Annotated in this window: 11 protein-coding genes; 1 reads left to right on the forward strand and 10 read right to left on the reverse strand. The window is 59.0% G+C overall.

The genetic code is table 11. The features are described 5' to 3' along the window. Window positions 1-87: 87 nt before the first annotated feature. The 10 genes from AC1PMG_RS18450 to AC1PMG_RS18495 form a co-directional block, all read right to left on the reverse strand. Window positions 88-1,128: an acyltransferase family protein gene (locus tag AC1PMG_RS18450; protein ID WP_481109803.1), complete on the reverse strand. Its 1,041-nt coding sequence runs from the start codon at window positions 1,126-1,128 to the stop codon at window positions 88-90. 3 nt (window positions 1,129-1,131) lie between these two features. Beyond that, entirely contained in the window at window positions 1,132-2,286 is a 1,155-nt protein-coding gene (locus tag AC1PMG_RS18455) for a glycosyltransferase family 2 protein (protein ID WP_481109804.1), read from the reverse strand. A 309-nt stretch (window positions 2,287-2,595) separates the two neighbouring features. After that, on the reverse strand, window positions 2,596-4,557 hold the full coding sequence (locus AC1PMG_RS18460) for a glycosyltransferase (protein WP_481109805.1): 1,962 nt from the start codon (window positions 4,555-4,557) through the stop codon (window positions 2,596-2,598). Then, a complete protein-coding gene (locus AC1PMG_RS18465) occupies window positions 4,554-5,630 on the reverse strand; it encodes an NAD-dependent epimerase/dehydratase family protein (protein WP_481109806.1) in 1,077 nt (358 codons plus the stop codon). Before AC1PMG_RS18465 ends, AC1PMG_RS18460 begins: the two co-directional genes overlap by 4 nt. Before the next feature lie 30 nt (window positions 5,631-5,660). Beyond that, window positions 5,661-6,467 carry an FkbM family methyltransferase gene (locus AC1PMG_RS18470; RefSeq protein WP_481109807.1) on the reverse strand — a complete coding sequence of 269 codons (807 nt, stop codon included), beginning with the start codon at window positions 6,465-6,467 and terminating at the stop codon, window positions 5,661-5,663. Window positions 6,468-6,516: 49 nt separating this feature from the next. Further along, window positions 6,517-7,710, reverse strand: coding sequence for a cystathionine gamma-synthase (locus AC1PMG_RS18475; RefSeq protein WP_481109808.1), 1,194 nt, complete (start codon window positions 7,708-7,710; stop codon window positions 6,517-6,519). An 84-nt stretch (window positions 7,711-7,794) separates the two neighbouring features. Beyond that, a complete protein-coding gene (locus AC1PMG_RS18480; RefSeq protein ID WP_481109809.1) occupies window positions 7,795-9,165 on the reverse strand; it encodes a pyridoxal-phosphate dependent enzyme in 1,371 nt (456 codons plus the stop codon). 190 nt (window positions 9,166-9,355) lie between these two features. Then, complete coding sequence (locus AC1PMG_RS18485; protein ID WP_010340228.1) at window positions 9,356-9,574, reverse strand: HP1242/YdcH family protein; 219 nt, start codon at window positions 9,572-9,574, stop codon at window positions 9,356-9,358. A gap of 334 nt (window positions 9,575-9,908) precedes the next feature. Beyond that, window positions 9,909-10,781 carry a hypothetical protein gene (locus AC1PMG_RS18490; RefSeq protein ID WP_481111707.1) on the reverse strand — a complete coding sequence of 291 codons (873 nt, stop codon included), beginning with the start codon at window positions 10,779-10,781 and terminating at the stop codon, window positions 9,909-9,911. A gap of 17 nt (window positions 10,782-10,798) precedes the next feature. Then, entirely contained in the window at window positions 10,799-11,191 is a 393-nt protein-coding gene (locus AC1PMG_RS18495; RefSeq protein ID WP_026144112.1) for a DUF4398 domain-containing protein, read from the reverse strand. A 99-nt stretch (window positions 11,192-11,290) separates the two neighbouring features. Here AC1PMG_RS18495 and AC1PMG_RS18500 point away from each other — a divergent pair, with 99 nt between their 5' ends. Then, complete coding sequence (locus AC1PMG_RS18500; protein ID WP_342072978.1) at window positions 11,291-12,430, forward strand: PilT/PilU family type 4a pilus ATPase; 1,140 nt, start codon at window positions 11,291-11,293, stop codon at window positions 12,428-12,430. Window positions 12,431-13,065 lie beyond the last annotated feature (635 nt).

Below are 13,065 nucleotides of genomic sequence, written 5' to 3' on the forward strand. Positions count from 1 at the left end.
GCTACACGCAAGTAGAATCCTGCTCTTTTCCAACGAAAAAGAGTAGGATTTTTGCTTAAGAGTGCCTAAAAGCGCACCAGGCCACCATCAGACTGATTTAGACGCTTTTGGCTTTAATTTCAGGGCTGGCTGCTCTATAAAATGCCACGAAATCCAAGCCAGCGCAGCAGTAATTGACAGCGCGAGGATCAGACTCCCTGAAAAAGAAATACTTTTACCAAAAGCCCATATTAATGTCTGCTGGACCGGAAAAGCATAAATATATATTCCGTAGGACATATCTCCAAAACGACCGAACCGCCTAACCACGGGAAATGATGCATTACCCATCACCACAAAAATGAACGGAGTTAGCAGAAAGGCGGCTATCAATTGGTGATTGTATTTTATCAAAAAAAGTGAACAGATTAAGATAATAAGAAAAGTAACCAGCGCGCGCCCCCAATTCAACCAAATCCCTCGGAAGTAATGCAAAAGCACTCCAGAGAAGAAAAAGGTAGCAAATTCGATTTCATGGATTCTTCCACCCCCAGCTTTAAAGACAGCCTCAGCGTCATGATAGACGTAGTAATAAAAAGCCAATGCCGTAGTAAGGAGCAAAAGCAGCCAGCGGAAGCGCAACACCCCAATTAACCCCAGTAGAGCAAGATAGCCATAGCAGTGAACTTCAATTGGAATGGTCCAAAGCACCCCGTTTGGGATGTAAGGCACCGGACTATTGGGAAAAACCCCTTGTAGAAATGGCTGAACTTGAAAAAGAAGAGTAGCAAAATACTTCCAAGTTAAATCATTGGAAAAATATTCTCTGAGCGGCAACGTCGTAACGATTGGCCCCAATATGAGGGCGCATAATACCAACGCACAGAGCATACCCGGCCAAATTCGCAACAAACGGCGAGAAGCGAAGCGCAGCAAATTGGGATCGCGCTCCCAACTCTGCGCAACCAAAAAACCGCTAATTGAGAAGAAAATAAAGACCCCATAGCCACCTAGCGTCTGAAACTGAAGCACCAATGGCTCTGGCAATCCAGATAAAGCAAAATGGTGGCTAACTAATACACAAAGTGCAGCAAAAATACGAACAAAATCAAAATTGTTAGTGCGATGCGTCAGCTCAGCTCCGATCATGGCTCATACCCGCTCTGGATAGTTGCTTGTTCGGCTCACAGCAACGCTGCTGAACTCGGATTTTAGGGCGCTTGCAAACGCGCCTGAATCAAAAAGATTCAAAGCATTAGGCTCTCTATCAAAAAATTTCCGGATTCCTTGCCCGATATCTTTACGACCCAACTTTAGATCGAGCCGAAAGCCCCTGAACACCGCCTGCACGCTATCGTTAGCGCCATCAGGGGAAAGAAGAATATTGACCTCATCCTCGTTTTTGCGATCACGAGCAATCCAACCAACATCAATTGAGTATCCGAATTGCCGCCCAGCGCTCCGTATTATTTGAGAAATTGCATCATCGTGCGCACGAGCAAGAACCCCAGAATGCACAAAGGCTCCCACTTGATTACGAAACTGCGGGTATCTCAAGTCGATAATCGCCTCATTCGCAGGAACAGTAGTTGAGTCCGACGATACCAAGCCCGCATCAAGATTAGAACCGCGCCCATGATGAAAAACAAAAGTCCCTGGCGCCAGAGCAATGCGATAACCAGCAGCAAGACTGCGCAGACTCCAGTCGGTTTCTTCGCAGTAACCGCGACCGAAACAAGGGTCCATAATACCGACTTTACGTATCACCTCGGTGGGGATAAGGATACAGAAAGAAATGCCCGCCGGGATGTCCATAACAGCGTCGCCAAAATGGCCTGCAAGGCTTGCGTGAATCCAGTCAACCACTCCTTGATCATGGAGAAACAGATTGGGATCTTGGTTGGGCAACGAATAGAGCGAAACATTGTTGGACCAAGCGGTCACCGAACCGACATTCTTTTGACGCGACGCCTGCAGCATCTGGCCCATCAGCTCGCGCGGATAGAGCACATCCGAGTTGCTAATAACCACGTAATCGTAGCCGTGCTTGACAGCAGTCAGCATACCAAGGTTGACGTTACGCGGAATACCTAGATTGCGTGGAGTTCGATAGTAAATCGCGCCTCGAAGATCACAGAACGCTGAAAGTTCTTCGCTCCAACCCGGCTCTGGACTAGCGTCATCAAGAACCAATACATCGATTTCAGCATCACGCTGGTCCAATCGCAATGCACTTTCGATAGCGGCGGGAACAAAAGCTCGACCGTTATAGACGGTGATGCAATGTAGAATTCGTGGCCGACTCATTATAGACACCGCCGCAATTTGTGACTAAAAATTGCCGCAAACCTCACTAGACGCGAGGAACGAATCTGCGCATATCGATTATGCACATCTTCATAGTCTCCAAAATTAACTGTTGACTGCGGGATAGAAATTCCACCGATTCGCAATCTTTCCAACTCAGAGCGAGTCTGAATAAGCTCACGACTCATTGAAGTCAAGCGTGAAGTTAGATCCATTACCCGAGCATTAGCGACCTCAAAATCTATCAGCGCCTGCTCCAAGGAAATTTTATCAATATCAGTAGAATTCATGTTTCGACCTATTAATGTATTAAGCGCGCGGGGGAGCCGCGAGCGTCTGGCGGTATGCTAAAGTTAGATCAGCAGCAGTCGTAGCCCACACCAAATGGTTTCCGCTAGCAAGAACATGCTTAACATTCTTTGCGGCTTGGTCAGGCTCTTGTAATAGCTGATGACAATAATCTGCCATATGCAGTGGATCCCAATCTTGAGGCAGTTCCGGCGAGTCAATCAACTCTTTGAGCGGACCAAAACTCACGTGGGCGGTAGGCGTCCCCATCGACGCAGCTTCAAAAGGAACCAGTCCAAAGCCCTCTGCGGAAGTAGGATATAGCACGATGCTCGCATGACGCAGCAGCCAATTCCTGACGGCACTGCTGACGTCAGGCAGCACCACCAAATAGTCCTCGTCCGCGTCCCTTCTTGCGATCGCCTCTTCCTGCCTAGATGCTCCCTTGGCAACGACAGCACCAGCCATGACTAAAGCAATGTTGTGTCCACGTCGACGCAGCTCTTTCCAGGTGCGTATAGCTAAATCGCGATTCTTGTGACTATAACTCGCCCCTAGCACAAGCAAAAATTGCGCTGCAACAAGACCCTTTTCGACTAAGGCTCTGGGCATTTGCTCCACATCGCCAGCAACCAAGTGGTCACCGCCATTCTTGACTACATGAATGCGCTGCAACTCTACAGCCAGCCGCTCATCCAGAATAGATTCACGGGTATCGTCAGAGATTGCGACAATGGCATCAGAAAAGCGTGCAGCAGCTTCAATATTGTTTCGATACTCCAGCCACCGATGCCCACTCTCATGATAACTACCAACACGGTAGGCGATAAGATCTTGAAGGGTAATTACGATACGTTTGGACAGCTCTCGCCAGCGGCCCCAGGGAATCGACCGGTCTGGTTGAAAGGGACGATGCAGGATATCGACTTGCTCCGCCCCCTTGAACATCAGATCGCTAGCATCGCAAATGGCAAGTTTGGACTGCAAGAGCAAGTCGCGCGCATATCCCGGCAACATCGCATTGGGCGTGGCGAGTACAACTCGACTTACATCATCGCGTTTAAGCAAAGAGCGTACAAGCGCCAAAGTCTGCACCTGCGTTCCCATCTCCATCGGCCCCAAGCAAGAACCATCTATGAGAACACGCAGACCTTGAACCTTGCTACGCGCAACGTCAAGCGCAATACCTAATGCGCTCGCCTGTGAAGATCTAATATGATCGTGCAATGCGGGGAAACAGCTATCGCGTACATGCAGACGTTGCCGTGATCGATGCTCGTCACTTGCCTCGATGGGCGCTCCGTTACTGGTCCATTGCCCTGTCACATACGACCCCGCGTCCAAGACGTGTCTAAAGCCCCTGCGCCCGGTTCGCAACGCGAACTCGGCGAGAGCCTCAGAGGGATTGGAATCACTATCAGGATCAAATCCACCAACGGCCTTTATCACTCTCGCATTGACCAACACTACCGGTCCCATCGGAACCTGCAGCGAAACTGGGCCACTGTCTGGTTGCACATCGCGAAGCTTCTCACACACTTCGGACTCATCCAAACTTGGAATTCCGTGTGGTGTAGGTGAATTACGGTATGGGAAACTCAGGGCACCGGCGGCATTCGAAAGAAACGATACAGTAGCAATCCGCTGATCTCTTCTTATCCATTCCAAAGCACGATCCAGTAGCTCGGCAGGCACAACCGCGGGCGATACGGCCACCACAAGAGCTTCAGGCGAAGACTCTTTACTCATGATGCCAGCGACTGCAGCTGACAATGTCCATGCCGAATTTAATCGCGCTTTGCTACCAGCAAAATCCCGTCCCGCACTGACATTATCCCAAGCCACGATCTCACAACTAGCGCTACCCTGCAGATTCAACAAAGACCGCACTGAATCTAGCCAGTCACGAGTTGCGTTAGTGATGACTGCTAATGAAACTACTTTGTCTCTCGCTATATTCAAATTATCGCCAGGCGAACTCATGCATAACCTCGCGCAATTAGCCACTCACCGACACGGCGCGCACCTTCCTCAAAGCTAATACGAGCCCGCACATCTAGAGCCTTTTCGAGTGGCGCCGCATCTGCGACAGCCCAACGCACATCGCCATCGCGGAACTTCCCACTAACCTGAGGCTCTGGGGCATTATGCATGGCTGCGATCGCTTTAGCCGCGTCGGCAATGGTTGTTACAACGCCGCTGCCAACATCAAGTGTACGGATATTGGATGGCGGCCTACGCAGACCAGCAACAAGCGCACTAACAACGTCATCAATAAAAACGAAATCACGGCCGATATTGCCGTCTTCATAGATATCCAGACGCTGCAACTTTCGAGCTAACCTATGGAAAAGTGTGATGATACCGGTATAGGCATTAAACGGCGACTGGCCTGGACCGTAAACGTTTTGCAAGCGAAAAATGGAGAGAGGAACCTGCATGGCGCCACACCAAGCCGAAAGGACATGCTCTTGCGCAAGCTTAGTGCCGCCGTACACGCTAGTCGGGTTAGGAAACACAATGTCTGCGCGATGCGAAATAGGCGAGACAGGACCAGTGTCAGAAGGGGAAACGGGGTCCCATTGAGAGCGCGCCAACACCTCATGCGAACGAGCAGGCGGATAGAAAGTTCGGCCATTTCCGTCGCGCCAGGCCCCCTCACCATAAACAGCTCGGCTAGAAGCCAGCAGAATATGTTCAGGCACCAAGCCGCGAGCAGAAAAAGCGTCCAGCATCACGGTGGTTCCAACTACATTCACATGCGCGTGTCGGGTCGCTTCAACCAACGATTGGCCAGTACCAGTTTCTGCAGCAAGATGCACAACGATTGCAGGTTGCCAGTTTTGGAGAACTTGGCTCCAAGTGTCTGGTTCGGTGATGTCTCCAACTAAAAGATGCACGGATTCATCAAGTGCCTCGGGACGGCGTGGCTCGACATGAATCTGGGGGTGTAGATTATCGACTGCAACTACCGGCAAACCGAACTCTCGAAGTTGACTAGAAATCGCGCACCCAATGAATCCGGCACCGCCGGTGACAATTACTGCTTTTTGCATCTTCAGATTCCCATATTAAATTCATCGCACTCAAGTGCGAACTAGCAGCAGATTTGCCTGTGCCATTGGACCAGCCGAACTGCAATAACGGAGTATTTCCGTATTGCTTTCCTCACTTAACTGACCATCTCGAATGAGCAGAACTCGCATACCCAAAGAACGATAGACATCGAGCACCACTTCTGGATCAAAATGATCAGCAATGGCTAGATCCGGACTAAACTCCACAACAATGCGAATACTGGGAGACCTGCGAATGACACCGACCATCCCACGTATGACATCCAGTTCTGCGCCCTGCACATCGATCTTCACGACACTTGCCACAAGGTCGGGGTACAGCTCATCCAGACTTACTAGAGGCGCGACGGTATTTGCAACATCCTCCTCCACACCTCGCGTGTCCCCTAGATTGTTCGTGGCTGTCTCTAGTGCAACAGTCCCACGCTTGGAACCAAGCGCACATGAATGCAGCTGAATTCGCGAGCCGTATTTCCATGTATTCAGCGCAAGGACATCATAAATGAGGGGATGCGGCTCAAATGCAAAAGTCCGTAAATCATGAAACCGCTCAGATAGCAGACACGAAAAGTAACCGATGTTTGCACCGATATCGACAAAGACACCCTGCTCCTGACTGGCGCAGCAATCGAACAAAACCTTGGCGACGTCAATGTCCCAGCGCCCACTATTACGGGCATATTCTCGCATCACCTTGTCTGCCAAGGGAAACCAGAGCTCCCCTGCATCAGTTGCAACGCGCTCAAGTGGCCAGCCATTGACGCCTCGCGGCACCATGCAAACACTGGCTTTTGTATTTAAAGAGGTATATTGCACTGATTGCTCCTAGTAGCGATCACAAAGCGCTGTCTAACAGCATAGAAAGTCACAGCTGGATTTCCAGAGCCCACTCCAGATCCCCGCGCAAATCCCCCACATCCTCCACCCCCACGCTCAACCGCACCAGCGCATCGCTGATGCCGAGCTGCTCGCGGCGCGCGACCGGCACCGAAGCATGGGTCATCACCGCAGGATGGTTGACCAGGCTCTCCACGCCGCCCAGGGATTCGGCCAGGGTGAACAGGCGGGTGCGTTCGCAGAAGCGCTTGGCCGCGTCGAAGCCGCCCTTGAGCACGATCGAGACGATGCCGCCGTAGCCGCTCATCTGCCGGCCGGCCAGGGCATGCTGCGGGTGCGAGGGCAGGCCCGGGTAGATCACCTTCTCCACCGCCGGGTGCGTCTCCAGCCACTGCGCCAGGGCCAGGGCGTTGTCGCAGTGCGCGCGCATGCGCAGCGGCAGGGTCTTCAAGCCGCGAAGTGCCAGGAAGCTGTCGAACGGGCCCTGCACGCCGCCCACCGAGTTCTGCAGGAAGGCCAGTTGTTCGGCCAGTTCGGCGTTGTCGCCGACCACGGCCATGCCGCCGACCATGTCCGAGTGGCCGTTGAGGTACTTGGTCGCCGAATGCACCACGATGTCCGCACCCAGCGCCAGCGGCCGCTGCAGCAGCGGCGAGGCGAAGGTGTTGTCGACCACCACCAGCAGGCCGTGCTTGCGCGCGATCGCGGCGATCGCGGCGATATCGACGATCTTCAGCATCGGATTGGTCGGGGTTTCGATCCAGACCATTTTGGTGGTCGGGCGGATCGCCGCCTCGAACGCGGCCGGGTCGGTCAGGTCGACGAAGCCGAACTCCAGCGCGGCAGTGCGCTTGCGCACGCGCTCGAACAGTCGGTAGCTGCCGCCGTACAGGTCGTCCATGGCGATGACGTGGCTGCCGCTGTCCAGCAACTCGATCACCGTGGCCGTCGCCGCCATGCCCGAGGCGAAGGCGAAGCCGCGGCTGCCGCCTTCCAGGGCCGCCACGCAGCGCTCGTAGGCGAAGCGGGTCGGGTTGTGGGTGCGCGAGTACTCGAAGCCCTGGTGTTCGCCGGGGCTGGACTGGGCGTAGGTGGAGGTCGCGTAGATCGGCGGCATCACCGCGCCGGTGGACGGGTCCGGGTGCTGTCCGCCATGGATGGCCAGGGTCGCCAGCGCCAGCGCGGGGCCGTCGCCATGGGGGTTCGACGTGTTGTCCGTCATGTGGGGTTACCGGAAAAGGGGCGTGATTCTAGCAGTGCGGTCTGAACGGCCCCATGCAGCACGGGGCCGTGCCGGGCGCAGGGATTACTGCACCCGGCGGCGCAGGTAGTTGAGCAGGTCGATGCGGGTGATCAGGCCGAGGAAGGCGCCCTCGTTCATCACGATGGCGACCTGGCCGCGGTCGAACACTGGCAGCAGGGCCTCGATCGGCGATTTGACGTCCAGCCGGTCGAGCTTGCTGACCATGGCCGTGGCCACGGGGTCGCGGAACCGCGCTTCATCGCCGTATACATGCAACAAGACATCGCTTTCGTCGACGATGCCGACCAATTGATCGCCTTCCATGACCGGCAGCTGCGACACGTCGTACAGCTTCATGCGCTGGTAGGCGGTGGTGAGCAGGTCCTTGGGGCCGACCACCACCGTGTCGCGCTGGCTGTAGGGGCGCAGGATCAGGTCGCGCAGGTCGCCGTGCTGCGGGCGCTCCAGGAAGCCGTTGTCCAGCATCCAGTAGTCGTTGTACATCTTCGACAGGTACTTGTTGCCGGTGTCGCAGACGAACACCAGCACGCGCTTGGGCTCGGTCTGTTCGCGGCAGTACTTCAGCGCCGCCGCCAGCAGGGTGCCGGTGGAGGAGCCGCCAAGGATGCCCTCCTTGGCCAGCAGTTCCCGCGCGGTGTGGAAGCTCTCGGCGTCACTGATCGAATAGGCCTTCCTGACCCGGGTGAAATCGGAGATCGCCGGCAGGAAATCCTCGCCGATGCCCTCCACCAGCCAGCTGCCGGACTTCTCGCTGACCGTGCCCTGCTCGATGTATTCGGTCAGGATCGAACCGACCGGGTCGGCCAGCACCAGCTCGGTGTGCGGCGAGGCGGCGGCGAAGGCGCGCGACAGGCCGGTCATGGTGCCGGAGCTGCCGCAGCCGAACACGATCGCGTCCAGCCGGTCGTCCATCTGCCGCAGGATCTCCGGGCCGGTGCCGAACTCGTGCGCGGCCGGGTTGTCGGGATTGCCGAACTGGTTGATGAAGTAGGCCCCCGGAGTCTCGGCGGCGACGCGCGCGGCCAGGTCCTGGTAGTACTCGGGGTGGCCCTTGGCCACGTCCGAGCGGGTCAGCACCACCTCGGCGCCCATCGCCTTGAGGTTGAAGATCTTCTCCCGGCTCATCTTGTCCGGAACCACCAGGATCAGCTTGTAGCCCTTCTGCTGGGCGACCAGGGCCAGGCCGATCCCGGTGTTGCCGGCGGTGCCCTCGACCAGCACCGCGCCGGGCTTGAGGTCGCCGCGGCGCTCGGCCGCCTCGATCATCGACAGGCCGATCCGATCCTTGATCGAGCCGCCGGGATTGGCGCTCTCCAGCTTCAGGTACAGCTCGCACACCCCGGTGTCGAGCTTGCTGGCCTTGACGATGGGGGTGTCGCCGATCAGGTCGAGTACGGAGGAGTGAATGGCCATCGGGTCCGAATGCGTCGCGCCGCGGCAGCGGCTGGACCGGGCATTATCCGCGCTCGGGGGTGGAAAGTCAGAGAATGCGCGCGGCAGGGACGAAAAAAGCCGCGGTCGCGGCTTTCGGAGGGAATGACGCGGACGGTGGCAAGCCGACGAGGAGGCCAGCCACCGCCCGCGACAAGAGGGAATAGTACGGTCAGTGCGGCTTCTGCTCGTAAAGGCGCAGCAGCTTTTCCTTGGCGGCGAGCTTTTCGCGCTTCATCTGCGCCAGGGTGACATCGTCGATCGGCAGCACGCCGAGCTCGGCGTCCATGCACTTCTTGTCCAAGGTCTTGTGGCGCTGGTAGAGCTGCTTGAACTCCGGATCGGACTTGATCAACGCGTCGATTTCGGTCTGCGGTTGCCCTTCGAACATAGGAATAGCCTCCTTCAGCTAGAAACAAGAACGCCCCGGCCGCTGCGGCACGGGGCGTTGCCTGGGAGCGGAAGCGCGCGAGCCGCCGGCTGCACCGCTGCAACGCCTGGAACGACGGTTCCCGGGACGTCGGACTGCGGTGCGCGCCACTGCGTCATCGGCTCGAACTCCTCCGTTGGCACCAGGCGGCGGGAGTGCCACCTGGAGTACCGACCCTACGCCTCCCCACCGTCGCGGACAAGAGAAGCAGGCCCGCTTTGCCGCATTCAGTTGCTCGGCGCTCAGGCCCAGGGAAAAACCCCGTTAAACCGCCTGCACAGGGCGCCGTCCGACCTTAGGGCGCGATCACGACGTCGGCCGAGCGGGCCTTGGTCGAGGCCCCCTTCTTGCCGACCGCCTGCACCCGGTTGGCGGCGACGCCGCCGCCGACCAGGGCCGCGCGCAGGGCATCGGCGCGCTTCTGCGCCACCCCGGCGTCGGTGTCGTAGGCCTCGATCCGCACCTTGCCCTTGCTGATCTGCAGGTACTGCGACAGGGCCTTGGCCTGGTTGGTGGCGTCGCCTGACAGCGCGGCCTTGCCGGCGCCGAAGGCCGCGCCGGAGAAGGTGAAGACCTCGCCGCGCGTCTCGAAGCGCGAGGCCGGCAGCTTGGTGCCGGCGACCAGCTCGGCCTCCTCGCGCGCCAGCTTGGCCGACTTCTGCTGCGCGGCGCTGAGCTTGGCGGTCTGCTGCCCGGCGACGCTGGCCAGGGCCGCATCCGCATCTGCCCGCGCGGCCTGCTCGGCCTCGGCGGCCTGACGCAGGCTCTCGGCCTCCTCGGCCTGGATCTGCGCCTGCACGCGCAGGCGCTCGGCCTCCTGCCGGGCGCGCGCGGCCTCGCGGCGGCTGGCCTCGATCAGCAGGTCGCTGCGGGTCTTCTCCAACTGGTCGACCTGGCGTCGGGCGATCTCGGCGCGTGCCATGGTTTCGGCGATCTCGACCCGACGCTCGGCCAGGTAGCGCGCGTCGTCGCGCTCCTTGCGCTTGGCGTTGGCGAAGTTGGCCACCGCCTGCTGCGCCTGCAGGCGCTCGTAGGCGGCGACATCGGCGTTGAGCGGATCGGCCTGCAGCGCCACCAGGCGCTGGTTGAGCACGGCCAGTTCCGGGTCGTCGGCGGCCATCGCGCCCAGCGGCGCCAGCAGCAGGGCCAGCAGGGCCAGGCGGCGCATTCCGTGCAGGGCGCGGCTCATGGGCGGCCCTCCCCGGTGCCCAGGGTCTGTTGCAGCTGGGCCACCTCGGCCTGGCGCTGCTTCAACTGTGCATTGGCCACCGCCTCCTCGCTGCGCGCGCGCGCCAGGTCGGCATCGGCCGCCACGCGCAGGGCCAACTGCGGTGCGGTCTTGCGCTGGCGGCGGTCGAGCGCGGCCTGTTGCGCCTGTTCCAGGCCCTGGCGGGCACTGGCCAGCAGGTCCGGCGCGTACTGGTCGGCATCGGCCTGGACCGCACGCTGCACCGCCTGCTGCGCGGACAGCAGCTCCGGCGAAGCCACCTGGGCGAACGCGGCCGGCGCGGCGAACAACGCCAATGCGCAGGCCATCACATACTGCTGACAACGGAAGTGTGCGAAGCTAGTTTTCATCTAGGGGGGCCGTGGACGGAGACGTCGGTCACGGCCATTGTCGGAAGCCTGTGGCGCGCTTGCAACGGGCGATTGCGGATCGTTGGGGAACCATTGCGCATGGATATCGGCTATTTCCTGAAGCTGATGACCGAAAAGAACGCCTCGGACATGTTCCTGACCACGGGAGCACCGGTCTATATCAAGATCGAAGGCAAGCTGTACCCGCTCGGCGCCACCGGCCTGCCGCCGGGCATGGTCAAGAAGATCGCCTACTCGTTGATGGACGAGGGCCAGGTGCCGCAGTTCGAGCGGGAGCTGGAATTGAACATGGCCATCGCCCTGCAGGACGCCGGGCGTTTCCGCGTCAACGTGTTCAAGCAGCGCGGCGAGGTCGGCATGGTGATCCGCGCGATCCGCAGCAAGATTCCCAGCATCGAGGAACTGCACCTGCCGCAGGTGCTCAAGGACGTGATCATGACCCCGCGCGGGCTGGTCCTGGTGGTCGGCTCCACCGGCTCGGGCAAGTCCACCTCGCTGGCGTCGATGATCGACTACCGCAACAGCACCACCACCGGGCACATCCTCACCATCGAGGATCCGATCGAATACCTGCACAAGCACAAGCTGTCCATCGTCAACCAGCGCGAGGTCGGCCTGGACACCCACGCCTTCCACAACGCACTGAAGAACGCGATGCGCGAGGCGCCGGACGTGATCCTGATCGGCGAGATCCTGGACGCGGAAACCATGGAGGCGGCCATCGCCTTCGCCGAGACCGGACATCTGTGCCTGGCCACCCTGCACTCCAACAACGCCGACCAGACCATCGAGCGTATCCTCAACTTCTTCCCCGAGAGCGCGCACAAGAACGTGCTGATGAACCTGTCGCTGAACCTGCGCGCGGTGATCTCGCAGCGCCTGGTCAAGGACAACACCGGCCGCCGCCGGCCGGCCTCGGAAGTGCTGCTGAACACGCCGATGATCCGCGACCTGCTGCGCCGCGGCCAGGTCCACGAGATCAAGCAGGCGATGGAGGAGTCGCTGGAGGAAGGCATGGAGACCTTCGACCAGTGCCTGTTCCGCATGGTCAAGCAGGGCCAGATCGAGCAGGAGGAAGCGCTGCGCGCGGCCGATTCGCGCGACGGCCTGGCCCTGAAGTTCCGCCTGTCCGAAGGCGGCAGCGGCGAGCACGATCCCTACGCCGACTACGACAGCGGCCCCAGCGCCGCGCCGCGGATCACTCACGGCTTCGTCTGAAGCCTCGCCGTGTTGTCGTAGGAGCGGCTTCGGCCGCGACCGGGTTTTGCACCTCGTTGGTCGCGGTGAGCCATGGCAACGGTGGGGCCTGGACCATCGCAGACCGCTGCCGAGACGTCCTGCCGCGACCAGCGCCCCCACGCACCTGCGCGCCAGGTGCGGCCCCGCGCTCTGCAGGGAGCGGCTTCAGGGCAGTTCTAATAACGACGAAGACCATTTGTAGGAGCGGCTTCAGCCGCGACGGGCGTTACCGGGAATGCCCGTCGCGGCTGAAGCCGCTCCTACAATCGCGGCGATACATCATGCCGAACCGCGGCAATACCGCGTTATTCGAGGCGCCCTTCAGGCGCTATGAAGGAAGCAGCGATTCATCCAGCAAACTGCAGTCGGGACTGAAGTCCCTCCCACAGTGCACACAGTGAGTTCGCCGCACGCTCCTGTGGGAGCGACTTCAGTCGCGACGCGCGAAGACCGGAACGTCCGACGAGTTGCCGTTTGCCGTCGGGACTGAAGTCCCTCCTACAGTCTCATGCTCATCGATGCGGCAGGGAGGGCGGCGGAGGCCGACCGCGCATCAGTGGCGCCCGGTCGCGGCTGAAGCCGCTCCTACGAGGCAGCAGGACGCGCCGCGCATC

This window comes from Xanthomonas sp. NCPPB 2250, assembly GCF_056725265.1.